Below are 24,886 nucleotides of genomic sequence, written 5' to 3' on the forward strand. Positions count from 1 at the left end.
CGGTTAAGGGATTGTCAATGTGGAAATTGGTTAATGTGAAAATGTAGCAATGTGAAAATGTACCAATGTGAAAATGTAGCAATGGGTTTATGAAGCAATGTGGAAAATTGCTAATTGTTAATTGACTGCTTGTCACCCGAGGTAACCCTTTCTTCTTCTCGATACAATTTTTTTCCGCTACGCTTCATAAAATCACTCGAAGTGACGAAAGGCGGGCTCGTAATGGCCAGGTTGGGCATGTAGATTTGAATGGGCGTCATTGCGAGAAGCTTTTGCGACGAAGCAATCTTACCATAAATAAGCAGATTGCCGCGCTACGCCGGCCTGACGGCAGACTCACTCGCAATGACGTAATGAATACTGTTTACTGACCACTGTTTACTGAAAACTGACCACTCCAGCTTCTTAACTCTCTTCTCTTTTTTCTTAGCTCATTGCCCTTTTACCTTCTGCCTAGTGACTACTGAGAACTGTTTACTCATTACGGTTGACTGACCACGGATTACTGACCACTGTTTACAGAAGACAGGTTATTTTGTTGGGCTGCATAGCTATAGCAAGCCCATTTATTATTGGTCTTATATGGATAATAATTGTATCTTGGGCAATTTTTATGTTAGCTGATTATCAACGTATTATTTTTTAACCAACACACTTTTATTTAAATGAAAATCTACAGGCTTATTTTAGTTGTTTTATGGATGATTTCCTTTAATATCAATTCCGCTCAAGAATTACGTATGTCCTCCAAGGATTATACCGTTACAAGCTCCTGGATGTTGGGGCTGGGGTATAATTTTGTGGATGATTCTGGCTATAGGGGCGAAGGCTTATTTGATTTTAAGGAGAATTGGAATGCTGTGGCTTTTCCGTCCAGAGTGAGTATTGGACGGTATTTTGAAAGTGGTTTGGGGTTTGAAGGTATTATAACCTACAACAAATATAAAGTGGGGAAAATTATTAATGGCGCTGTAAACAGCGTGGAAACCGATTATCTTGCATTTGATACCAGGTTGAGCTATGACCTGAACAAGATTATTGGAGATACCGGTTTTTTTGATCCTTACGTAGGGGTAGGCCTTGGATATGCGGACGTAAATGACGAGTTTACGGGAACCTACAACGCTGTTGTGGGCTTTAGGACCTGGTTTTCGGATCGTTTTGGTTTGGATATCAACAGTTCTGGAAAATGGGGCATGGGCAGTGGTGCTGGCAACCATTTACAACATGCTGTTGGTGTTGTATATCGCTTGGGAATAGAAAAGGGACTTTCCGGAAAGGGAATAAAAAAATTGGCCCGTATCAATGAGGCCCAACGTAAAACAGACTCCATTAACGCGGCCAAGAAAGCGGAGGAAGAGGCTAGACTTAGAGCTGAGCAATTGGCCAGGGAGCAGGAGCAGGCACGTTTGGCCGCCCAAGATAAGGGGAAAAGCGAAGCCGAAAAGCGGACGGCTATTGAAAAGCAGTTAAAAGAGATTGGTATGGTGCACTTTGACCTTAATTCCTCTTATTTAGGCAAGGCAGACAAGCAGCGGTTGGATAAGCTTGCCGACATTTTGAAAGCAAATCCCCGCCTCAGTTTAAAAGTCAATTCGCACGCTGATTCCAGGGGAACGGATGAGTACAATATGTGGTTGTCCAAGAGAAGGGTGAAAAGAACAATTCTCTATTTGGTAGAGGAGAAAGGCATTGATGCCAGTAGGTTACAAGGAGAAGGCTTTGGAGAGACACGCTTGTTGGTAGAACCGGATGCAACTGAGCAAAATCCGGAAGCCAAGCATAAGATTAACCGAAGGTCCGATTTTGAAATAATCGATTTTTAAAAAAACAAATTAAGCCTCCCAGACGCCCTTTTCCCATGGAAGTATATTTACCTAGGCCGTGACGGAAAAGTAGGGGACAGGGGTTTACAGGAAGTAATAAGACATAGAAACACCCGCTGTTGTTAGAAATAATCTGACAGTAGCGGGTGATTTTTTGGAGGTAAGAGGTATTGTTGAGGGTTTATTGCTAATTGATATAGGGTTATGGAAAGTCGTCAGTTCGAGTGCTTCTCGATACAATTTTGCTCCACTTCGTTTTGCAAAATCACTCGAAGTGACGAAAGGCGGGCTCGAAGTGACGGTTTAGACATTAAGGTTTGAATAGTCGTCAGTTCGAGTGGCGTGCCGTTAGGTACGTTGTATCGAGAACTGGTTTGGTGTTCCCCCGTCTGCTTCTCGATACAATTTTGCTCCACTTCGTTTTGCAAAATCACTCGAAGTGACGAAAGGCGGGCTCGAAGTGACGTAGCTGAAAGCAGGCCTGCGTACCCGTAGGTACGTTGTATCGAGAACTGGTTTTGTGTTTCCCCGTCTGCTTCTCGATACAATTTTGCTCCACTTCGTTGTGCAAAATCACTCGAAGTGACGGAAGGCGGGTTTAAGCGATGGGGTTAAAAACGTTTCTTGGCTAAGTTGGGCAGCTTTTCGAATTCGTTATTGATCAATGCCTCTTTTTTTGCCCTGGACCATTTTTTTATTTGTTTTTCAGTTTCTATGGCAAGATTTATATCCGTGAATTCGGCAAAAAATACCAATGAAATCGGTCGTCTTTTATAGGTGTAACTATCCGTATGAGCTCCTGAAATATGTTGGAATATCCTTTGGTTCAGATTGGATGTAACCCCAGTATAATATGAATTATCCGAACATTTTAAAATGTATACATAAGACAATTTCATAATTGGGCTTTTTTTTGTTTCCCGTCTGCTTCTCGATACAATTTTGCTCCACTTCGTTGTGCAAAATCACTCGAAGTGACGGAAGGCTTGCTCGCAATGACGGCATTTATTAAGGTTTGAGCAACTGATTACTGTTAACTTACAACTGTTTACTGATTACTCTTCACTCCAGCTTCTTTTCTCTCTTCTCTTTTTTCTTAGCTCTTTTAGCTAATGGCTTATGCCTAATGACTAGCAACTGACCACTGTTTACTGTTTACTGAAGATTATTCTCTCCACATTGTTTATTGTCCATTGTAAGAAGCAGATTGCCACGCTTTGTCTGCCTCTCGGCTACACGCCTACCTAGCGGTAGGCTTGCTCGCAATGACGTCAGTTAATAAGGTAAAAGCAACTGTTTACTGAAGACTGTTTACTGACCATAGAAAACTGTTCACTGATAACCGTTCACTCCAGCTTCTTTTCTCTCTTCTCATTAAACCATTGGCTTTTGCCTTCTGACTAGTGACTAAAAAATTAGCTTCTTTTTCCCCATCGTTTGTACCAAGGGGTGTGTTTGGCACCGTCTTCACTGTAGCCGTAGCCATAGCCATAATTGTAGCCATAACCATAGCCTTTGGAGCGGTTAAGGCCTACTTCGTTGAGGAGATAGCCCATATTCTTCAGTTTCTTGCTCTTGTTGAGTTCCTTGGAGAATTCCAACAGTCGTTTGTCCGTATAACCGGCACGGGTTACATAGAGGGTGGCATCGGCGTGCTGGGAGATTAAAAGGGTATCCGTAATAAGAATTGTGGGGGCCGTATCTACAATAATATAGTCGAACTCCTGTTTGGCGGCATTGATAAATTTTTCAAAGCCACCCCCGGACAATAGCTGTGGGGCATTGGGGGGGATGCTACCACTAAAGCATACCTTGTGGTAGGGAATTTTATTATAGCCCTCGTGTATACTGTCTTTCCAGTTTAGTTCCGGATCATAGAGGTAGTCTGCCAATCCCTGTACATTCTTGTCTACCTCAAAATAGTTATGCAGCTGTGGGTTCCTCATATCGGCCCCAATGAGCAGTACTTTTTTGTGGATACTGGCATAAGCCAGGGATAGGTTTAGGGCTACCAATGTTTTTCCTTCCCCTTTAATAGTAGAGGATACATAGATTACCTGTCCTTCCCCATTGTCTTTTTTGGGCAGGAGGTAATCCACATTGGTACTTAGGATACGGAAAGATTCTGCCAAAATGGAGCGGTCATTGGCCTCTACAAAAGTTTTATGGTCTTCCAAAAAAGGAATCTCTGCCAGCACCGGTATTTCCGGGTTTTCTTTTTCCAAATCTGCCCTTTCGTGAATTTTAGTATCCAGGGTAAAACGGAGGTATAAGACGCCGAAGGGCAGTAAAAGTCCCAATAGAAGGGCCATAGCCATAATCTGTTTCTTTTTTGGGGAAACCGGAATATTGGAGGTAAGGGCATAGTCTACCACCTTAATTGAGGGGGCGGTAACGGCCAGGCTAATGGCGGCCTCCTCGCGTTTTTGCAATAACAAGAGAAAAAGGTTTTCCTTAATGCTCTGTTGGCGTTCTATGGCACGTAACAATTGCTCTTTTTCGGGCAGTTGGGAGAAGGAGGCGCCTGCCAGTCTTTCTTCCTGCCGTAGCTGTGCCCTGGAGACCTGAAGCTGCTGCTGGTAGCTGCCTACCGTTTGCAAAATGTTCTGTTTGGTGCGCTGTAACTGGCTGTTGATCACCAGCAGGGTAGGGTTGTTTTCCCCGGCACTGGCCACCAGCTTATCGCGTTCCAATACCAGTTGGTTATAATCTGATACCAGGGAATTGATGCCAGAGTTCTCCAAGCCAATATCGGCCGGGAGCAGGCTATAGGCGGCTTCTTGGGCAAGGGTTTGCTGTAAAAGCTTGGAGAGAGCAATTTGGGTTTCCAACCTAAAGGATTCCTCTTCAGCTGTCGACTTTTTCTTGAGGGTAATACCCGCATCGGCCTCTATGTAGGAGAGGTTGTTTTCCTGTTTAAAGGATTTTTTATCGCCTTCAATGGAATCCAATTCCTGGGTAAGGAAAATAAAACGATCGTCTATAAAATCCAAGGTACGTTTGGAGACCAATTGGCGGTCCAATATGCCATCCTGGTTAAACTTGTCTATGATGGTATTTAGAATGGCTTCGGAACGTTCCTTGCTCTCACCAACCATAGAAAGAGAGAGAATGTCTGAGTTTTTGTTCGTGGCATTCGCCTGTAATTGACCACGAAGGCCCATAACAGCTTGTTTTAGGGGTACTAACACTACCTTAAAGGTAATGCCTTCGTAATTGGTGGCATTCTCCTTAGGTGCTATATTAAAAGGTAGGCTATCCACGGCACCGTCAGTATTTTCAAAACTACTCTTATAGGTCTTTCCCCCTTCGTCCGTAATGGTGAAATCTGTGGAACTCATTGTAATGGTATAGCTCTTAGAAGTCTTAAAACTTTCTTGAGGTATTTGTTTGGTTATCACAAAGGGTGTATCCCAGACCTCAGCAGTTTTTATATTGCCTTCTATGTAATAGGCAACATCTAGCTGCAATTCGGCTACCACTTGTTTTAGAAGACGGTAGGATTTTAAGACTTCTATCTCGTTTTCCAGATTTATTTGGGGTTTTCCGCTGAGCAGGGACATGGCATCGGTGGCGATGTTCATCTCCTTGGATTCGTCCACAATCTTTATCTTGGCCACGGAAGTGTAGGTGACCGAGGCGTATTTTAGGTAAAAGAAGGCGGCCACCACGGTAAGAATAACAGTGCCCAGAAACCAGGGCCAATAGCGGAGGTATTTTAACAGTTCCTCTTTAAGGTGTAGGGAGTTTTTTTCCTCAAATTCTTCCAGTATGTAGGGAGATTCTTTCATAGCTTATCGGGTAATCAATACAATAGAGGTGAGTATAAGGGAGGCCACGGAGATAAGGGTACCGGTATTGCCTACAAAGCCAGCGCTTTTTACCTTGGGGCCATTGGGGTTCACTACAATAAAGTCGTTGGGTTTTATATAGTAATAGGGACTGTTAAACCAGTCTGTTTTGGTCAGGTCTATATGGGCCACGCTACGTTCTCCATTTTCTTCCCGGATGAGCATAATGTTATTGCGTTCCCCATTAATGGTGAGGTCGCCCGCATAGCCCAGGGCCTGTGGCAGACTTATCTGCTGTTCGGTAAAGCTATAGGTACCTGGTTGATTTACTTCGCCCAAGACAGTGACCTTGGCATTGAGCAGGCGTACGCTTACGGCAGGCTGTACCAGGTGCCCACCCGCTTCCAATAGTTCTTGTAATTGGTTTTCCAATTGGGCCGTGGTCTTGTCCTTTACTTTTAAGGTCCCTAATATAGGTAACAGAATGGTCCCTTGGGTAGAAACTAAATACCCTTGTAATTTTAGTAGTTCTAGACTACTCCCCAAAGTGGAATTGTTTGCATTTTGTTTGTTATAGGGCAAGGCAGTTTCTGGGATTAGGGCCGATACTTTTATGTCCAGAATATCGTTGGTTTGTATCTTGGGATTCTCATATTGTATCTGTTGTGGCGCCATCGTCTGGGCATCCTGAAAATAGAGGATGTCCTTTTTGGAGGCGCAGGATTGTAGGATGAGTAGTAGGAGGCCTAAAAGGGTTAGGGATTTCTTCATTAATATTGTTTTATTCCAATGAGGTTAATGCGATATGGGTCGTAGCCGGCAAATTTAGGGTTTTTGACAAGATGTACCAACCCTTAGTTGTATTAATGGATGTAGGGCGTCACTATTTTTATTATAGGAAGAGCTATCATAATACCAATGATTTAAATATCTATTATTTACATGCCTTTTGGTTAATTTAATTATCATGGCACAAAAGAAAGAGAATAGCAGTTTGAAAAATTATTTAGAGAACCACTGTGGAATTTTGGAAAAGTTTTTCAGAAAAATAACTCTTAGAGGAAAGGAGATGTGATTTGCTTGTGCGGCTTTGTAATCTTCTTTAGTCTTTCTGATGAGATTGCGCAAGCTTCTATTGCTAGCCCCGCCCACTCTCATTTTGGTGATGGTTATGGGCAAGTATTTGAAAGTGAGAATTTTTTGTTTGAAGACCCTAAGAATAAAATCATAATCAGCAGCAATTTTATAATCCAAATTAAACTGCCCATTTTTAATATATATATCCTTTTTTAGAAATAGGGTAGGGTGGGCAGGCATCCAACCACGTTTCAATAATTTTGGGGAGTAGGGTTGGCTTATCCAGTTACGAATTATTTTATCAGTATCATTATATTGTACATAATGCAGATTACCATATACGCCATCTATAATTTCAGATTTAAAAGCTTCGGCTATTTGTGAAATTATGGAATTATCTGCTAAAAAATCATCCGAATGCACAAACCCAATCACCTCGCCGGTAGCTTTTCCTATGCCTTTGTTCAAAGCGTCGTAAATGCCATTATCTGATTCTGATATAAAGACAATATTGGGGTGGTTTTTTGCCTTTGACTGGATTAGGTTGAGTGTATTGTCTTTGGATTTTCCATCAATAATAATATATTCGATATGCTCATAATCCTGATTTAGGACGGAGTTCATACAAACCTCTAAGGTCTTGGCGCTGTTATATGAGGCAGTTATGATTGAAATTTTCATTGCGATATAAGCTATTTTATAAGGACGTAATTTTGCAATACTAAAACATCTAGATTTGTTCTAAAGAAACAATCTAAAGCCTCCTTGGGATGGTTTACCACTGGTTCATTTTCATTGAATGATGTATTAATAAGTATTGGCACACCCGTTTTTTCATTAAATTTTGTAATCAGTGCATGATACCGTGGTCTTAATTCCTTGTTGACTGATTGTAACCTACCACTACCATCGACATGAGTTACGGCGGGAATTCGTGATCTCATTTCCTTCTTTATTGGTAATACACGTTCCATAAATGGGGTGAATTGGTAATTTTCAAAATACTCAGAACCAAATTCTTCTAAAATACTAGGAGCGAATGGCCTAAACGACTCCCGCTTTTTTATTTTCTCATTTAATAGTTGTTGTGCCTTCTCGTTTCTTGGATCAGCAAGAATGGAACGACTTCCTAATGCTCGTGGGCCAAATTCTGCACTACCATCAAAAAATCCTACAACTGAACTCTTACTTATTTGGGTTGCCAAATAGTCAAATAGCTGTTCATCTTCCATGAAGGTAGCCTTCAAGTTCATGTCATCTAGGATTTCCTTTATTTGGGTATTGGTAAATGAAATACCTAAGTTCGCATTGTATAATGGTGCATTCCGCTGCTTTTTCAAATCATTAAAATAATAATATTGTGCTGCCCCCATTGAAATGCCAGCATCATGGCCTGCACTGGGTATGTATAGCTGGTTAAAAGGAGTATGGTTTAAAATTTTACCATTAGCAACACTATTTTGTGCAACACCGCCCGCAATACAGACGTTTTTTAAGCCAGTAAGTTCAAAAGCACGCGTTAAGATTTCAAATATGAGTTCTTCTGTTCTTTTTTGGACACTGCTAGCTATGTCTTTATGACGTTGATCAAAAGAATCCGTTTTTGTTTTACTCTTACCAAATAATGGCTCTAATTTATCTTTGTTATAAAGGGTACTGACTACAGGCATATTGTTTTCGTAAGAAATCACACCACCTTCTAAATCAAAATAACTTTTATCCCATTCTAAAATCCTTTTTTTACCAGACCAAATTATTTTTCGCATTTCTTCTAAATAAGTTGGTTGACCATAAGGTGAAAGCCCCATCACTTTATATTCATCACCATAATATGGAAATCCTAAAAATTGCGTGAATGCTGAATAAAAAATTCCAATACTTACTGGGAAATCTTGAGATTCCACTACCTCGATGGTATTATTTTCAGCTTTACCTATCATTACTGTTGTAAAATCGCCCGAACCATCAATAGATACAACTGTGGCTTCATCAAAAGGACTAGAAAAAAATGCAGAAGCCAAATGTGCACGATGATGCTCGACATATTTAACTGGAGGGCAATAACCAAAAGTTTTTGAAATTTGATCTTCAATGGATTGTAAATCATTTCTGTTAGAAAATCGTTGTTTAAACATACCCAGAGCTATTTTCCTATTGCTGAGTGTATATTTTATTTTGTTCTTTAACTTAGCCTTCGGGTCTCGACCTATGCAAATAGCGCTCACCTGATTAATTGAAATACCCTCAGCTTCTAAACAAAATGCAATTGATTTTAAAGGTAAACCTGCCCAATGTTTGATGCGTTCAAACCGCTCTTCTTCAGTGGCAAAAATTACCTCTCCATTTTTCAATAGTGCAGCAGAACTATCTGCATGATAAGCATTTATTCCTAAAACGTACATATTTTGTTATTTATAAGTAAAAAAAATTAAATAGTTTTTGAAAATATAATTGGTGATTGAAAAGTAACATTTATTGAAATAGCTGAAGATTTTGCTTCAAAACTTCAGGGTTTTCTATGAAATTATCTGCAAAATCTATCGCAGCCTTTGACATGATGAAATATTGTTCTTTTGGCAATGATGCAGCACCTGTAATTGTCTCAGAAACTTTTTTGATATTTTTTAAATCTAAATCCCATCCAATTTTCCTTTCCTGAAGTTTCTTCCAAGGCGTTTGATCTGAAATAATAACAGGACAACCCGCTGAAAATGCTTCAAGAATGGCGTGACCAAAATTTTCTCCCTCTGAAAGCAAAATGAAAAAATCGTAGTTACGTAGTGCATTTGGCACATCTTCACTAGGAAGGCTTCCTTTATATTGTACTTTTACATTTTCCGGGAGGCAGTCTATCTGTTTTTGACATCTTTTCCAATATTCAGAATCGTATATTGGACCAAAAATATCCAAAATAATTTCAGATGTTATGTTTTTTAGGGAATCGATCATTTTCAAAGTCCCTTTTTCTACAGATACTCGCGCGATATTGACAAAGCGGGTGGGGCCAGTTTGTTTATGTTTAGGAACGGTTACATCCTTTGTTTTTCGGGGAAGATTTGGTGCCACATGCATACGTTTAAAATTTTTAATGTGGAAACCAATCTGAGCTGATTCATCTTCATTCGTGGCATGAAATTCAACATTCTTGTAAAAGTTGATGAAATTGGCTATAGAAATAAATGTTGTTTTTTTGAACTTCTTTACAGAGAAAGCCTGAGTGTTTAACATTCCTCTAGCTGAAACAATAATTTTATGTTTCTTACTAACTAACAGGACAGGTAGTATTGAAAAAAAATAACTATAAATACCGTTAACATACAATACGTCAAAGTTCGTACTCTTAATTAGGGAGGTTAGATTACTTTTCGTTAGGTTTGCTTTTGAAAAATAGTAGATAGATAAATAGTTATTTATTCTATTCCAAGCGTCTGATTGAATTGAATCATATACTTCATCTGAACAATAGTCAGTATCTCTAGTGATAATCAAAAAATCGTGGTATTTTCCCAAATGTTCAATCATATTGGCATAAGAGCGTACAGGCCCTCCAGAACGTGTACCTGGCAAAAACCAATCGATGGTAATTAATATTTTAGTTCGTTCTTTCAAACTACTAGTTTTGGCTTCAGATTTTTAATCAAATATGGATAAACAATTTTTTTAACTACAAAAAAGACTATCAATGCTTTGAATAAATGATTTAGAACCATATAAAATTCATTTCCTGGTCTAATTAAATAACTAAAAATAAATGGTAACCATATAATGTTTATAGGGTTGGAATAAACAAATTGCTTATAAAACCATAGCGATATTCTAGAAAAAAAAGCACCTAAAATAAAAAGACAAAAAAAGGACCCAAAAAAGCCAAAATTAATATAGATGTCCCCCAGAACACCTATAGTCATTGCAGTTCCAGAGTTTAAGTTATAACCTGTATAATAATTAAAACGCTTGTAGTCATTTACCACTCTCTTGTTGGGATACAAAAATCTTGGCATAATGGATGAAGTTACATCTTCTAAAAGAGCACTTCCATCTTCAAATTTAACATTTGTTGGCACATGGTTCATTACCATAGAGGTTTGCCAACCTTGATTTAAACGATGAATGGTTTGCAATAGTGAATCGTTATTACCTATATCAATATTGAAAGCAGCGCTAAACGAATTAAAGGATATTAATTCTGAAAGTAAACCTATTTTATCAATAAATGAAACTTCATTCTCCCACACAACTTTTCTATACTCCGCTTTTATTCCTTGGTATACGGTCAAAAACAACATCGCAGATAATGCCATTGTTATTTTTATTTTATTTGAGATGGTATATCTAAGACTAATATACATCAGCATAAAAATAGAGAAGACTATAAACTCTATCAAAAGTGCATTTAAAATTGCTGAGATGGCTATTTCTAAAAATACAATAACAACAAGAAATTTATCAATTTTCTTTTGAGAAAAGATCAAACTAAATACACCAGGCCATTTTAATATTATAAAAAAGGTAACAATAGATCTCAACGAATCAGGAAGAATTAACATGGCAAAACTACTTAGTAAGCCTATTGTCAAAAATACCCGACCTAATCTTGATGCAATTTCAGGATTTATTTTTAGTGGTTTTAAACTCAATTTCGGTGTAAAAACAAATAATCCAGTGATAAATGATAAACTTGCGAATGTACCAAAAGGCAAATATTCGTCAATAGGAACAGACATACTTCCTAATTCACCAAATTTATACTCTAGCATGGGGGCAATTCCATATTGTAACAAATACAAAACAGCAGTTAATTCAAATAATGGAAATGTTTTTCCTATGTTCTTAATAAGTGTGTAACATAAAAGAAAAAACGCAAAAACAAGAAAAAATTCAATCATTTATTTCGTTTAAAAACGTTATGTGTTTTTGCTTAAACCCCCTATATGAAAAGTGTTCATTGGCCACAGAAATTGCATTCTTAGATTTATCTTCAAACTCCTCTTTAGAGTTTAATATATTTAATAATGAATTAACGTGGTTGTTTAGATCAAAAGGATCGATACAATATCCATTGCGTGATTCAAATATTGCTTCTTGAGAACCATCTTGATTACCTACAATTATTGGCGCTCCACAAGCCATGGCTTCCAATGGTGTTAATGGGATGCCTTCTCCTCGTCCTACCCCTCTATCTGAAACTAGAGAAAAGACATGCGCTGCACTATAAAATTTAGGCATATCATCCTCATGGACCATTCCAGAGAAATAAACACGCTCTGAGACATTAAATTTCTTTGCTAGATCCTTTAAATGATCAATCATATCCCCTTTACCAGCAAAAATTAACACAGACCTATTATCCTCCTTACCTACTTCAGAAAACACTTCAATTAAGCGTTCGTAGCCTTTGTGTGCTGCAGAAAAGGATAGACGACCTAAACTTAATACCCAAGGATTCTTTTTAGGATCTGGAATGTTGTATTTTATATGAAAATTATCCAATGATTTTAGAGGTGCAAATTTTTTTAAATCAACACAATCCCATATAACTTCTGTTGAATCTTTAACCCTAAAGCCATTTTCTTCAATGTATTTTGCGGTAAAATGGCAATCTGAAACCACATAATCTACTTTTTTAAAGCCCTCTTCTACTTTTGGTCTCAAACCACTCCAAATTTCTAAACCATAAACGTTCAGAACAGTTTTGGCAGGTGAAAATAAATTAAATCTTACTAGTATTTCTGTGAGATTTACGTGTCCCAACCATATTATATCTGGTTTCCAATACCAGAAGATAAACAATACTTTATATACATAAGCCAATTTGCTCAATTTTGAAATACCCCATGCATGCCAAGTAACGTCAAAATGGTCTTCAAAGTCTCCTTCTTGAGGAGGTAATAAGGAGAATACTTTTACGTTTTCCTTTCCTGCAATTTCTTTTAAAGTGTTAATTTGATAACGGTTGTACCGACTGATGCCTCCTTTATCAAAACAACCAGGAGATAAGTACAAAATTTTTTTATTCATTATTTTTAGTCCTTGACGAATATATTGAATTCTCTTCTATTATTTCACCTCCATTTAACACACTAGACACGGCAACCCAAGTCCCATTCGGAATTTTAGAACCGGGTAATAATACAGAGTTTAAACCAACTGCAGCGTTATCTCCAATAGATACATTTCCTATAATTAAAAATTGCTCATCTTTTGGAGCCATGGATGAAAAAGAGTAACGTCTGGTATCCAATTTATCATTCAAATTTTTATAGTGGTGAGACAAGCTATATATTTTAGACCCAGAACCAATGGTTACATTATTTCCAATTTTCACTCCTCCATGAGCTTGTACTAAACTAAACGGTGCAATATGTACATTATCTCCTAGTATTAAATCTCCCCAATTTATTTCTTCTAATCCTTTCCTATAAAATTTCCGGCCTATAGAGTTGAATGGTCCTCCTAATAAAATAGAATCTTTATCAATCCAAATATCATTTCCTAAACTCATTGAGTTAGGATTTTCGATAAAAACACCCTCTTCTATAATTATATTCGTTCCACATGCTTTAAACTGAGTTTTATAATAGAAATACCTCAACTTTCTCCCTAAAGCCCCCCCTATATTTCGGATCAATGATTCAAATAAACTTTTAAATTGATTACGCATTGAACAATTGTTTCAAGACATCACAAATAAACTTGACTTGAGATTCTTCCAAATCGAAAAAGGTTGGTAAGTTAATACCACGTTGAGAAACCATATCTGATACTGGTGTATCTACTTTTTCGTTTATATAAGGCATTTGAGACATAGGGTAAAAATAGGGTCGAGAATCCACTCCATGTTTTTTTAAATCGGTCATAAATTGGTCCCTATCTGTAGCGGTCCAATCTTTATGTTCTAAGCAAATTAACCAATAGGCATTTGTAGCCCAATCATTCGTTTTGTTTAAGCTCACCTTGTTTATCTCACCGAGGTGCTTTTTATACCATGAAAATATCAATTGACGTTTAGCCATAAAATCACCAACACGCTCTAATTGCGCACAACCTATAGCGGCTTGAATGTTAGTCATCCTAAAATTGAAGCCAGGAGCCGTATGCCAATAGCGTTTTTCCTTGCTCATAGCATGATCTCTAAGATATTTACATTTGTTATAAAAATCTTCGTCATTAGTCGTAATCATACCGCCCTCTCCTGTAGTGATATTTTTATTTCCATAAAAACTAAAGGTAGCACAGTTCCCTAACGAACCAACTGGCCTACCATTTACAGTAGCCCCGTGTGCCTCTGCCGCATCTTCAATAACCAATAAATTATGTTTACCTGCTACTTCTAAAATAGCCTCCATTTGAGCGGGATGTCCATATAAATGCACCGGCATTATAGCCTTAGTATTTGGAGTAATTAAATGCTCAATTTTAGTGGGGTCGATACATAAATTTACGGGATCCACATCGGCAAATACCGGCTTAGCGCCACTGTGAAGCGTCGCATTAGCGGTAGCAACAAACGATAAGTTAGGCATGATAACTTCATCACCCTTTCCAATATCGTAGGCTGCCAATGCCAATTGAATGGCCACAGTACCATTACTTACACAGATAGCATAGCGGGATTGACAAAAATCTGCAAATTCTGCTTCAAAGCGGTCAATGTATTTCCCAAGACTAGAAATCCAGGTTGACGTAACAGCATCTGTGACATAATCAATTTCTTTTTGAGTAATTGACGGTTGTGATATTGGTATAAACATTTTTTAAATTTTTGATAAAATGTATTCTAATCTTTTTTTATAAGTATGTTCTGAATGAGCTCGTATACAGGCCGCTTCTCTAATTTTTAAAATTTCTTTAGGTTGTTTTTTTGCAAAGTCTATAATTTCTAATAATTCCTCAAAAGTATTATAGACCAACACTTCCTTTCCTGGTTCAAAGCAGGTTTCAATGGATTTTCTGTTTTCCAAAATGTGTAAACCTCCACAACCTGCGATTTCAAATGCTCTACAATTTACAGAATCAAATTCACTCATCGCGGTAGAGTTTAAAACGCCCAAAGCTGAGCCAAACACTTTTGCTTTCGTCTCTTTAACAATATACTTTTGAGTATGTTGTTTCTTTATTTCTGGAAAAACCCATCGTGGTAAAGGGGGACCATATAATGCAACATCTACATTGTTTTGAATTAACTTCTTAGTAATAAACTGTCTATAGTCATAAAAAGAACCTGCAATAACAAGATCTGTATTGGTTTGTTGATGTGAAGGTTTATGCCAGGCCGGATTCATGGCCTCTAAAAGTTGTTCTGCATTGATGCCTAAACTCTTAAGTTTTTGTGTTGCATAAATATCCTTTATATATACGAAGTCCCAATAATCTGAAAACAAACCATGTTTTTGCATGTTAGCAGCTGTATCGCCCCACCATGATATGGTGGTCACATTTTTCTTTTTACATTCAAAAAGCACTTCTTCATCAATACATTGAGTAAGTGACAATAAAACATCTACTGATGTTATTTGAATAGTAGACAGAATAAACTTTTCCTGTTTAGATAATTGTGGAAATGCTTTTTGGTGTAGGTCTTTTACCGTTTTTAAAATTTTAGAATAAGCTTTAGATACAGAAACTTCTCCCATGTTAATAACCTCATGCCCCATTGTTCTTAGAGTAAACGATACATTATCCACAAAACTGTCTGGCAAGTTATAATTAGGTATTAATATCTTCATATATTTGAAGCGATAAGGGTTTGTAAACGGTTTCGCAAAAATACGGGCTATTTTTGTATTCTAACCCTTCTTTGTTCAATGCATCTGAAATATTTAATGTCGCTAGATTCTCAAAATCTACCATTAGCATTTTAGGATATGTATTAGAGATAACATAGTCTTTTGCAGTTACCAACTTATCCGAGCACCAAACATCTAAGTCTAATGCTAGGTATTCAAAAATTTTATTAGGTGCGTTATACGTGAAATTTAACGATTTAGTTTTATATAAAACCAATCCTACATCGTATAAACCTTTAAGCTGGATTAATTCATCATAATTGATGCTTCCCATAAAGTGTACATTCTTGTAACTTTTTAATTTTTGAATTATTATCTCATTCGTTGAATGTGAATAAAAATATATTTCATATTTCTTGTTATTCCCAAATGCACTAAGTACCTCTGCTATGTACATGCCTTCCATGGATAATGAACCAATATGAACAAGTTTAATTAAATCGTGTTTAGGTTTGAATAAGGACCTCTCAATCCATTCTTTAGGAGGATAATTAGGTAGAACTTTATGATTGTCAGGGTTATAATTAATATTATATTGAGATAGGAATATTTTCAAGCGGTACATATTAGTTTCGGATATCCAACGTGCCTTTGAATAAAGTTGCTTATTTTCCAGTTTATTTAATATCCTATGTAACATTCTGCCTCTTCCTGTCTTTAATTGTTCTAATGTAAATAGCTCGTGATAATGGATATAAACTTTGACACTTTTATATAAAATTGAATATATGAAGATTGGTAGTGACGAAAAAGTTCCGTAATACATCACTACTTTTGGTCTTTTAGTTAGTAGTTGGATTAAAAAATTTAAATAAATATAAAAATACTGTAATAATCTTCTCGGATAGCTCATACCTAACTCTATACCCCTATATCTAAGAATATTAACATTACTACAACTGTATGGATCTAAATTGTTTTCAGGCTTAGTTGTTAATAAAAATACTTCTAGGTTAGATTTAGGAGATAAATCATCCGAAATAACTTGAGTAAAGTTTAATACTGGCGGATAAAGCTCAATTGGCAAAAAATGTATTATAAACAGAGATTTAGACATTCTAGTTTGTTCTTTCAAATGTTAGAGTTAATCTGTACTATAATTCTCTCAACAACTTTATCCCAAGTATTTTTTCCAACCCCAAATTCTCGCGAATTTTTTCTCATTTTAAGGTAGTCAGTTTTTGACATTTTCAACACTTTATTCATTAAATGTGCAATTTCATCTACATCTCTAGGATCGTTAATTAAAAAACCAGTCTTACCATCTATTACGTACTCAGGTATTGCAAATTTATTTGATGCAATTATAGGGCAACCAAAATAAGATAATTCAATAACTACAAGGGGATTTATATCCTTAAGGGTTGGATAAACTAACGTAAATGCTTTTTCAAATATTTCATATAGTTTCTTTTGTTGTTCCGGATTGTTTTTATTAAAAAAACCCAAGTAATTGACACCCGTAGTCCCCTTTAAATCCATTCCTTTATTGTCCCCTATTATCCATAGGTTTGCATCAGAGTTTTGGCTTTTTATTTTTTTAAAGGCTTCAATAACAACTTGTCCTCCTTTAGATAAAAAATCAGTTGATATAAAAAGAAAATCACGACCTCCTTGATGCATATCCTTTTTAGGTATTGCTATAGCCCCACCAACCCCAACATTGAGGAAATTCTCTCCTTTAATATTATATGCCTTCTTGGTTTGCTCAAGAGCCCAATTGGATCTAAAAAAAACCTTCTCAGCGTTTTCGAGCCATTGTTTTTCATGAAGGAAAATCCGATTTGTATCTTTATTCGAAAATTCATTCGGATTATTGGAAGTATGTAGGTATGTGTAAAAACTACCATCATTAAAACAGAAATAAGGTTTGCTAGGTTTAATTTTAATCCATGGTGTGAATCCATGAAAAAAAAGAAAATCAGCTTTTTTCAAATTTTGTAGTTTTAAATCAAACGAAGTTTTAACGTTATTCAAACTTTTTTCAGAAAAATGATGATAATTTCTTTTTACCCCTATTTTTTTGAGCAAAACCGACTTGAATTTTGACAATAAGTCAATTTTCTGCTTTATTAGAATATAATCTAAATTATAATATTGAAGTTTTAACCTATTGAAGGTAGCAGAATTTACACCTGACCCACCACCACCTGATTCCTTAAGTTCAGTATTAGATATATATATAAATCGAAATTTTTTCAAAATCTTATTGATTATTTGATAAGATCACTTACCGTGATTAAAACTGATATGTATTAATATTAGATAAAATAATTCATTCAAAACTAAATACTCTTACACCAATAATGAAATATTTATATTAACTCCATTCTATTGTAAATAGATTTTTTATAAAGCCTTATTTTAGCAATTTGATTAAAGTAGTATTTAGCAACATTTCAGTATTATTATATCCTATTGTATTATATAATAGTCTAAATTTTATTGATTGATTAAGAGGTTTAAAATTAGGATCTAGTGTGTAAATTTTTCGCATTATCTCCTTATTCCATGATTTATCAATTCTATATACATTTCTAGCAACTAAAAAAAGTCTTAAAGCAGCAGCTCGTTGATATTCATAAATTAGCTTATTTTCAATTTTTAATAAATAAATTGCCTTACAAATAACATCGATGGTATCCAACCAATATTTCTTCCTTGGTCCTCTAGCCAGGCTCCTAGTATTGACATACCGATAATAGAAACTATGAAGGCCGGGGTCATAACTAAATTTATAGTTATTAATGGCTAATCTTACCATTACATCAAAATCTTGAGCGTTTACCAGCTTTTCATTACTGCCCCCTATGGCCAAATAACTACTCTTTCTTATAAGATAAGAGTGAAATGGATTCCACCATTTTTCCAAAAGAGATTCTATATAATCGGTTTTTTCTCCCGAAATTATAATTGGATTTTCAACGATATGGTTTTTGTCGTAGTATATAACCATTCTCCAATCAGAATATACAACATCCGCATTTTCCTGCTTCGCTTTCTTTAACTGTTTACCTAACTTAGATGGAGAAATTGCATCATCTATATCTATAAATTGCAAATAATCTTTACTTGCCATTCTAGCGCCCGTATTTCGTGCAGCGGCCACACCACTATTAGACTGTTTTTTACACAGTGCCTTTGGAAATCTTTCGGAAAACAATTTAAGCGTATTATCCTCCCTTTCACTACCATCATCAATCATTATGATTTCATAGTTTTCACGGTAATAGGGCTCAATAGTACTTATTATTGAATTCAGAAATTTTTCTCCATTAAAAGTTGTAATTATTATACTAACACTCATATCCATTATTAACATTAAGAATAAATTGAATTGTCAAGTTTTGAGAATTTTAAGGAACGATATATCTGTACTATGTACATAATAGAATAAATAATACTATACAGAATTAAAAATTCGTAAATACTTATTCCAGTTTTAGCTATAAAATAGGAAACCAATAAACAAAATATATATATTAAATGAATTAAAAGATATTCTTTTTGTTTCCTTGCAACGAAATACATATAAACCACTGGTCTAGCTACGAATCTGGCTAGATATAAAAATGAAAGTACCTGAGCAAATTTTCCTGCCTCCCTCCATTCCTCACCAAAAACAAACGCGAATAAGGCTGGTAGAAAGTAAAATATGCTAATCAAACCTATAATACCGATAATTAATAAAGGTTTTATTACACCTATCAATATTTCTCTACAACTTTTATCCAAATTATAAGTTACGGAGAGTTTCGGTTTTAGCACCTCTGTAATTGAAGAAGAAATTAAATCAATAGGCAAGCCTAACATTCTAACACATAGGTTATATATTCCTACGGACCCACTACCAAATATTCCACCAATTACGAATACTGGAAGATGACTTGCAAACCTGTTAATCAACTCTGTTGGAGTAGAGTATAGAAAAAAATGCTTATTTTCACTAGCCATCTTTTTTATTGATTTCAAATTCTGATTTGATAATTGAAATTTACACTCTTGTGGTAACGAAATTTTTAAAAATATAGTTGGTAAAATTTGTCCAACTAAAAGTCCGACAAATAGGCCAGCTACACTATTTGTTAAGACTCCTATTAAAATAGAAGTTGCCGGCGTTAAAATAGCCACAGATAAATTGTTGATACTCAGTATTTTAAATTTATTTTCACGGTTAGCTAGTTTACGATATATTTCACTTTGACCAGAAAAGAAAATAGATAGAGGTAAGAATAACAACCAAAACTTCAATTGCGGTATTTCGAAATATTTAGCAATAATACCTCTAAGTAATAGGACAATTCCAAAACTAACAAAGGAAAAACCTATGTTGAGTCCTCGGTTTAACCATACAGCCGTTCCTACTCTTTCATTATCTCTTTCTAATAATATTAAATGTGTATACTGCAAAGTAGAAACTACACCGACTACTCCAGTAATAGCCATATATATTCCCAATAGGCCATACTGTTCTTTACTATAAATTCTATATAATAAAGGAGCAGAAATGATAGATACTAATTGTGCTATCAAAGTACTTGAACCTAGAACAGAAACATTTTTAGCAAATGTAGACATTGTAAGCTTCCTAAAGTATGAAATTAGTTTTTCCAAAAAGCATCTATTTTTTATTACACGAAAAACTTTTTTAATTGTATTAACACAACCTTTAGAAATTTTGTGAAAATAAACTCTGTTCTTACCAAATTTATCATGAGACAATCATACGGATTCAGACTCCATTTTGAGTAAATTTTACTGTTATACTGAAAATAAGTTTAATTCTTAATCTTCTCATTTTCACTGCTAATAATACTTAATTTAATATCTGAATAAGGGTAATGTTTCACAAATTACTCCAATACCAGTAAACAGCTTCTTTAAGGCCAGTTTCAATATTAAATCCTGGTTTATAATTTAGCATTTTTCTTGCCTTTGATATAGAAGCTAACGAATGGGGGATATCACCAACACGATTCGGTCCGTGTTTAATATCTACTTCTCTAATCTTAGGATCAAATTCTGATAAATATTTTTTTAATAAGGTAGTTAACTCTAACAAGTTGCTTCTACCCCTTACCGCCGTATTATAAACCTGAATAGAAGCTAACTTATATTTGGTCACTAAACCAAGAAGGTCATTTGTATCACGTTATCGATATAAGTAAAGTCACGTAAATACGTCCCACCACCATTAGTCACCAGGCTTTCATTATTCATTAACTAAATTACAAATTTTGGAATCAACGCGGCATAAGCTCCGTTTGGATCCTGTTTTCTTCCAAATAGATTAGAATAACGTAAGCCAATTGTATCAAGACCGCATGCTTTATGAAATATAACTGCATATAATTCATTTACAAATTTTGTGATAGCGTAAGGAGATAAAGGCTTTCCAATTTCATGCTTCATCTTAGGCAACTTTTGAATCTCCATAGAAAGAAGAACTAGCTGCAAAAACAAAACGCTTAAAACCGGCATACCTTGCAGCAACGAGCATGTTTAAAAAAACCGAAACACTTACATCCTTACTGGTAATGCGAACGTTAATAGATCTTGGCACTGAATCTTATGCAGCCTCCAAAACACCGTTAGTATCTATCTTCATTAAATTAAAAATCTTCGCCAGCTTATTCACGAAATCTATATTAATATCTCGTTGAGAATTCTCTATCACTTTTGCCGCTTCTACAACTTAAATTGTCGGCGCTAAATGAGTGCCGGCAGTAATCATAGAGGAATACAAAGCATCAACTTTTACTCCTATTTCTGGAGTAGAACTAGGAATAACTTTTTTGATCTTCTCTACTGTATGTTCTTTATCTCCCGGATTGATACGTTTCGGGGAATATCGAACAAAGAAATCTTCGTTAAATTTTAAACCGCTTACACGTTCCAATACTGGCATACACTCATCTTTGGTTACACCAGGATAAACAGCAGATTCATAGATCACCGTATCTCCCCTTTTCAAAACTTTAACTACTGTCTCACTACTCTTATATAAAGTAATCAGAACCGGTCTGTTTTTTTTATCTACCGGAGTAGAAACCGTGATGACATAGTAATTTCAATCAGCAATCGCATCCAGATCTTAAGTACAATTCAAACCTGTTTTTACGGTCTGTACTAACTGGACCTCATCCTCTGAAGAATTAGAGTTTTGCTTTGTAACCAGATTAGATTTTAATAGTACCGCCAGTAAAATGTCATCTTCTACTTCTAAAGTAGAATCGTGGCCATAAACAAGCTCGTTAATTCTATTCTGGTTAATATCGAAACTCACTACCGGGTATTTATTTGTGAATAAACGCGCTAAAGGAAGACCTACGGATCCAAGACCGATTACTCCTATTTTAGTTATATGTTTCATATTATAATTTCACCTGTTTATATTCGGCAATATTATCTACAAACCATTCGTAAGTTGTCTTAATGCCTAATTCCAGTTGAGTTGAAGCTTCCCAGCCAGCTTCTTTCATTTTGTCGACATTCATCAATTTTCTAGGAGTACCGTCTGGTTTTGTGCTGTCCCACACAATTTCTCCTTTATGGCCAACAGTTTCCTGTATCTGTTCTGCTAGAGCTTTTATAGTAAGGTCCACGCCTGTTCCTACATTGTACAAATGCTCTGGCAACACATTTTCTATTGCAAATAAAATGGCCTGGGCCAGATCATCTACATGCAAAAACTCTCTCATTGGCGTACCGCTGCCCCATAATTCGACCGGCTCATTACCCTTTTGTTTTGCCTCATGGAATTTCCTAATCATGGCAGGTAAAACATGAGAAGTTTTTAGATCAAAATTATCAAAGGGCCCATATAAATTGGTAGGCATTAGACTAACATAATCTTTTCCAAACTGCCTACGTATGGCTTCACAGGCTTTTACCCCGGCAATCTTGGCAATGGCGTACCATTGGTTGGTGGGCTCTAGGCTATCCGTAAGCAAATACTCTTCCTTTAATGGTTGTGGCGCCAATTTTGGGTAGATGCAAGAACTTCCCAAAAAGATAAATTTGTTTACCTCATTTTTATGTGCCGCATCTATCAGGTTGTTCTGTATCTGCAGATTTTCCATTAAAAATTGATATGGAAAATCGTTATTGGCCAAAATACCGCCCACACGTGCCGCAGCGTCTATTACAGCTTCTGGTTTTTCGGTCTCAAAAAAAGCATTCACTGCTTGTTGGTTGCGTAAGTCCAGTTCCTTGCTGCTTTTTCCAATTAAATTGGTGTAGCCAGCAGCCGTCAGGGCTCTCCATACTGCAGAGCCTACCATACCTCGGTGTCCGGCGATGTATATTTTTGTGTTCTTATTCATAGCTTTTGTGCTAATGGGTAACTTAAATAATATATTATACTTCTAGGTTGAATTATTGATTTCACGGATTTCACACGGATTACACCGAAGGAGTATTAATAAAGCGTTTCCACTTTAAGCTGGTCTCTCCAAAATTTATCAATAAACCAACTTCTGATTTGGTTGCTTTAAGGTAATTTATTACCTGAGCTTCCATTTTTTTATGAATAAACTCAGCAGCTTTTATCTCTATGATTATTTTATCAAAACATAGAAAATCGGCAATGAAATATTTATCCAATAATTCTCCATTATAAGAGATTCGTAACCGATGTTGTTTTTTATATGGGATCTTCGCTTCTATGAGCTTTATCTCTAAGGCCTCCTCATAAACCGACTCAAGAAACCCATTACCAAGAGCTTTATGTACATTTATACACGCCCCAATAATTTTATAAGTTTCTTCCTCGTGTAGTAGTGGTGACATCTAATCCGTGTAATCCCTTTTTTTTATCCGTGTAATCCGCGTTTTTATTACTCGTAATAATTCATGATCTGATAACCACCATCTTTTAGGAATTGGTCTTTTTGCATCAGCTTAACATCGCTTTGCATCATATCCTTTACCAAGTCCTTAAGTTCATATTTGCACTCCCATCCTAGTTTGGTCCTGGCTTTGGTAGGATCTCCTATTAAAAGATCTACCTCGGTAGGTCTAAAGTATTTGGGGTCTACGGCCAAAACTTCTTTACCTATGGGCAATTGGTATCCTGGGTTGTTACAGGCTTTTACAAAAGCTTTTTCGTCTACCCCTTCGCCTCTAAACTCCAATTCGATACCTACTTCGGCGAAGGACATTCTAACAAACTCCCTAACCGGAGTGGTTTTTCCGGTAGCAATTACCCAATCCTCTGCTTCTTCTGCTTGTAGGATCATCCACATCATACGTACATAGTCCTTGGCGTGTCCCCAGTCTCGTTGCGCATCCAAATTTCCCAAATAAAATTTATCCTGTAATCCCAAAGCAATACGGGCGGTTGCCCTGGTAATCTTACGGGTAACAAAGGTTTCCCCACGTATGGGCGATTCATGATTGAATAAAATACCGTTGCAGGCATACATGCCATAGGCTTCCCTATAGTTTACGGTAATCCAATATGCATACATTTTGGCTACGGCATAGGGACTGCGGGGATAGAAAGGGGTAGTTTCGGATTGCGGTACTTCCTGCACCTTCCCATATAATTCCGAGGTAGAAGCCTGGTAGATACGAGTTTTCTTTTCCAACCCTAATAAACGTACCGCATCTAAAATTCTTAGGGTACCTAACCCATCCGCATTTCCTGTGTATTCTGGCATTTCAAAAGACACATGCACGTGACTCATTGCGGCCAGATTATAGATTTCGTCGGGCTGAATCTCTTGTATTAATCGGATAAGATTGGTACTATCGGTCATATCCCCATAGTGCAAAATAAAATTACGATCTTCAATATGGGGATCTTGGTATAAATGATCTACCCGATCTGTATTGAATAGGGAAGAACGCCGTTTTAGACCATGTACTTCATACCCCTTCTTTAAAAGGAATTCACTTAAGTACGCGCCATCCTGTCCGGTGACTCCTGTAATAAATGCTACTTTCTTTTCCAATTGACCTATTTTTAACTATTATATATTTTGCTATGTACTTTTTGTTGTTTCTTTAAAATCAACAACATATTTTTTTACTTTTTTGTTCTACCCCTAAATCCTACCGCCAAAAGAGCGGCACAGGCCTAAAGGGGACTTTTTTTATTCCTTCCTTAAACTTTACTGTTTCTTCAAGTTGTACAAGTTTAAACGGACTTCTATTTTCATATTTAGTTTCAATTTCCACCCTTTAGGGTCGGGGTTAGGAAATTGAGATTGTTTTTTATTTTGTTCCACCCCTATATCCTACCGCCAAAAGAGCGGCTCAGGCCTAAAGGGGGGCTTTTATTTTGTTCTACCCCTAAATCCTACCGCCAAAAGGGCGGCACAGGCCTAAAGGGGACTTTTTTTATTCCTTCCTTAAACTTTACTGTTTCTTCAAGTTGTACAAGCTTAAACGGACTTCTATT

General features: G+C 36.3%; 19 protein-coding genes and 2 pseudogenes. 1 reads left to right on the top strand and 20 read right to left on the bottom strand.

Features of this window, described 5'->3' with window-relative positions; all coding sequences use genetic code 11:
• Nucleotides 1-665 precede the first annotated feature (665 nt).
• Nucleotides 666-1,826 (top strand): OmpA family protein, encoded by a 1,161-nt coding sequence (locus EHW67_RS15985; RefSeq protein WP_126163395.1) that lies wholly within the window; start codon nt 666-668, stop codon nt 1,824-1,826.
• Between the two features lie 611 nt (nt 1,827-2,437).
• Here EHW67_RS15985 and EHW67_RS15990 read toward each other — a convergent pair.
• The 20 genes and pseudogenes from EHW67_RS15990 to gmd all read right to left on the bottom strand — a co-directional run bounded on the left by EHW67_RS15990 (nt 2,438) and on the right by gmd (nt 24,437).
• Nucleotides 2,438-2,725 carry a GIY-YIG nuclease family protein gene (locus EHW67_RS15990; protein WP_126163396.1) on the bottom strand — a complete coding sequence of 96 codons (288 nt, stop codon included), beginning with the start codon at nt 2,723-2,725 and terminating at the stop codon, nt 2,438-2,440.
• A 516-nt stretch (nt 2,726-3,241) separates the two neighbouring features.
• Nucleotides 3,242-5,617, bottom strand: a complete 2,376-nt coding sequence (locus tag EHW67_RS15995; RefSeq protein WP_126163397.1) for a GumC family protein — start codon at nt 5,615-5,617, stop codon at nt 3,242-3,244.
• Nucleotides 5,618-5,620: 3 nt separating this feature from the next.
• Nucleotides 5,621-6,388 carry a polysaccharide biosynthesis/export family protein gene (locus EHW67_RS16000; RefSeq protein ID WP_126163398.1) on the bottom strand — a complete coding sequence of 256 codons (768 nt, stop codon included), beginning with the start codon at nt 6,386-6,388 and terminating at the stop codon, nt 5,621-5,623.
• A 231-nt stretch (nt 6,389-6,619) separates the two neighbouring features.
• On the bottom strand, nt 6,620-7,375 hold the full coding sequence (locus EHW67_RS16005; protein WP_126163399.1) for a glycosyltransferase family 2 protein: 756 nt from the start codon (nt 7,373-7,375) through the stop codon (nt 6,620-6,622).
• 11 nt (nt 7,376-7,386) lie between these two features.
• Nucleotides 7,387-9,096: a carbamoyltransferase family protein gene (locus tag EHW67_RS16010; RefSeq protein ID WP_126163400.1), complete on the bottom strand. Its 1,710-nt coding sequence runs from the start codon at nt 9,094-9,096 to the stop codon at nt 7,387-7,389.
• A 70-nt stretch (nt 9,097-9,166) separates the two neighbouring features.
• Complete coding sequence (locus tag EHW67_RS16015) at nt 9,167-10,303, bottom strand: glycosyltransferase (RefSeq protein ID WP_126163401.1); 1,137 nt, start codon at nt 10,301-10,303, stop codon at nt 9,167-9,169.
• Nucleotides 10,300-11,580 (bottom strand): hypothetical protein, encoded by a 1,281-nt coding sequence (locus tag EHW67_RS16020; protein WP_126163402.1) that lies wholly within the window; start codon nt 11,578-11,580, stop codon nt 10,300-10,302. The genes EHW67_RS16015 and EHW67_RS16020 overlap by 4 nt, the downstream gene beginning before the upstream one ends.
• Nucleotides 11,573-12,712 (bottom strand): glycosyltransferase family 4 protein, encoded by a 1,140-nt coding sequence (locus EHW67_RS16025; protein WP_126163403.1) that lies wholly within the window; start codon nt 12,710-12,712, stop codon nt 11,573-11,575. Before EHW67_RS16025 ends, EHW67_RS16020 begins: the two co-directional genes overlap by 8 nt.
• Nucleotides 12,705-13,355 carry an LbetaH domain-containing protein gene (locus EHW67_RS16030; protein ID WP_126163404.1) on the bottom strand — a complete coding sequence of 217 codons (651 nt, stop codon included), beginning with the start codon at nt 13,353-13,355 and terminating at the stop codon, nt 12,705-12,707. Before EHW67_RS16030 ends, EHW67_RS16025 begins: the two co-directional genes overlap by 8 nt.
• Entirely contained in the window at nt 13,348-14,445 is a 1,098-nt protein-coding gene (locus tag EHW67_RS16035; protein ID WP_126163405.1) for a DegT/DnrJ/EryC1/StrS family aminotransferase, read from the bottom strand. Before EHW67_RS16035 ends, EHW67_RS16030 begins: the two co-directional genes overlap by 8 nt.
• 3 nt (nt 14,446-14,448) lie before the next feature.
• A complete protein-coding gene (locus EHW67_RS16040) occupies nt 14,449-15,420 on the bottom strand; it encodes a CgeB family protein (RefSeq protein ID WP_126163406.1) in 972 nt (323 codons plus the stop codon).
• A complete protein-coding gene (locus EHW67_RS16045) occupies nt 15,401-16,555 on the bottom strand; it encodes a glycosyltransferase family protein (RefSeq protein WP_126163407.1) in 1,155 nt (384 codons plus the stop codon). The genes EHW67_RS16040 and EHW67_RS16045 overlap by 20 nt, the downstream gene beginning before the upstream one ends.
• Nucleotides 16,552-17,682: a glycosyltransferase family 4 protein gene (locus EHW67_RS16050; RefSeq protein WP_126163408.1), complete on the bottom strand. Its 1,131-nt coding sequence runs from the start codon at nt 17,680-17,682 to the stop codon at nt 16,552-16,554. The genes EHW67_RS16045 and EHW67_RS16050 overlap by 4 nt, the downstream gene beginning before the upstream one ends.
• Before the next feature lie 157 nt (nt 17,683-17,839).
• Entirely contained in the window at nt 17,840-18,787 is a 948-nt protein-coding gene (locus EHW67_RS16055) for a glycosyltransferase family 2 protein (protein WP_158285137.1), read from the bottom strand.
• 14 nt (nt 18,788-18,801) lie between these two features.
• Entirely contained in the window at nt 18,802-20,094 is a 1,293-nt protein-coding gene (locus EHW67_RS16060; protein WP_126163410.1) for an oligosaccharide flippase family protein, read from the bottom strand.
• A 232-nt stretch (nt 20,095-20,326) separates the two neighbouring features.
• A pseudogene (locus tag EHW67_RS21030) lies at nt 20,327-21,046 on the bottom strand (NAD-dependent epimerase/dehydratase family protein); the annotation flags it as partial.
• A 6-nt stretch (nt 21,047-21,052) separates the two neighbouring features.
• A pseudogene (locus EHW67_RS16075) lies at nt 21,053-21,853 on the bottom strand (nucleotide sugar dehydrogenase); the annotation flags it as partial.
• 1 nt (nt 21,854) lies between these two features.
• Nucleotides 21,855-22,805, bottom strand: coding sequence for a GDP-L-fucose synthase family protein (locus tag EHW67_RS16080; RefSeq protein ID WP_126163413.1), 951 nt, complete (start codon nt 22,803-22,805; stop codon nt 21,855-21,857).
• A 79-nt stretch (nt 22,806-22,884) separates the two neighbouring features.
• Nucleotides 22,885-23,271, bottom strand: a complete 387-nt coding sequence (locus EHW67_RS16085; protein WP_126163414.1) for a GxxExxY protein — start codon at nt 23,269-23,271, stop codon at nt 22,885-22,887.
• Between the two features lie 47 nt (nt 23,272-23,318).
• A complete protein-coding gene (gene gmd, locus EHW67_RS16090; RefSeq protein ID WP_126163415.1) occupies nt 23,319-24,437 on the bottom strand; it encodes a GDP-mannose 4,6-dehydratase in 1,119 nt (372 codons plus the stop codon).
• Nucleotides 24,438-24,886: the final 449 nt, after the last annotated feature.

It is taken from the genome of Arenibacter aquaticus (assembly GCF_003957295.1).
In the GTDB taxonomy this organism is placed as follows: domain Bacteria; phylum Bacteroidota; class Bacteroidia; order Flavobacteriales; family Flavobacteriaceae; genus Arenibacter; species Arenibacter aquaticus.

Excerpts from the sequence above, each read along its gene's own strand:
- EHW67_RS16080 (WP_126163413.1), bottom strand. The coding sequence starts at position 22,805 with ATGAATAAGAACACAAAAATATACATCGCCGGACACCGAGGTATGGTA.
- EHW67_RS15995 (WP_126163397.1), bottom strand. The coding sequence starts at position 5,617 with ATGAAAGAATCTCCCTACATACTGGAAGAATTTGAGGAAAAAAACTCC.
- EHW67_RS16085 (WP_126163414.1), bottom strand. The coding sequence starts at position 23,271 with ATGTCACCACTACTACACGAGGAAGAAACTTATAAAATTATTGGGGCG.
- EHW67_RS16010 (WP_126163400.1), bottom strand. The coding sequence starts at position 9,096 with ATGTACGTTTTAGGAATAAATGCTTATCATGCAGATAGTTCTGCTGCA.
- EHW67_RS15990 (WP_126163396.1), bottom strand. The coding sequence starts at position 2,725 with ATGAAATTGTCTTATGTATACATTTTAAAATGTTCGGATAATTCATAT.
- EHW67_RS16020 (WP_126163402.1), bottom strand. The coding sequence starts at position 11,580 with ATGATTGAATTTTTTCTTGTTTTTGCGTTTTTTCTTTTATGTTACACA.
- EHW67_RS15985 (WP_126163395.1), top strand. The coding sequence starts at position 666 with ATGAAAATCTACAGGCTTATTTTAGTTGTTTTATGGATGATTTCCTTT.
- EHW67_RS16055 (WP_158285137.1), bottom strand. The coding sequence starts at position 18,787 with ATGAGTGTTAGTATAATAATTACAACTTTTAATGGAGAAAAATTTCTG.
- EHW67_RS16025 (WP_126163403.1), bottom strand. The coding sequence starts at position 12,712 with ATGAATAAAAAAATTTTGTACTTATCTCCTGGTTGTTTTGATAAAGGA.
- EHW67_RS16035 (WP_126163405.1), bottom strand. The coding sequence starts at position 14,445 with ATGTTTATACCAATATCACAACCGTCAATTACTCAAAAAGAAATTGAT.
- EHW67_RS16030 (WP_126163404.1), bottom strand. The coding sequence starts at position 13,355 with ATGCGTAATCAATTTAAAAGTTTATTTGAATCATTGATCCGAAATATA.
- EHW67_RS16000 (WP_126163398.1), bottom strand. The coding sequence starts at position 6,388 with ATGAAGAAATCCCTAACCCTTTTAGGCCTCCTACTACTCATCCTACAA.
- EHW67_RS16040 (WP_126163406.1), bottom strand. The coding sequence starts at position 15,420 with ATGAAGATATTAATACCTAATTATAACTTGCCAGACAGTTTTGTGGAT.
- EHW67_RS16005 (WP_126163399.1), bottom strand. The coding sequence starts at position 7,375 with ATGAAAATTTCAATCATAACTGCCTCATATAACAGCGCCAAGACCTTA.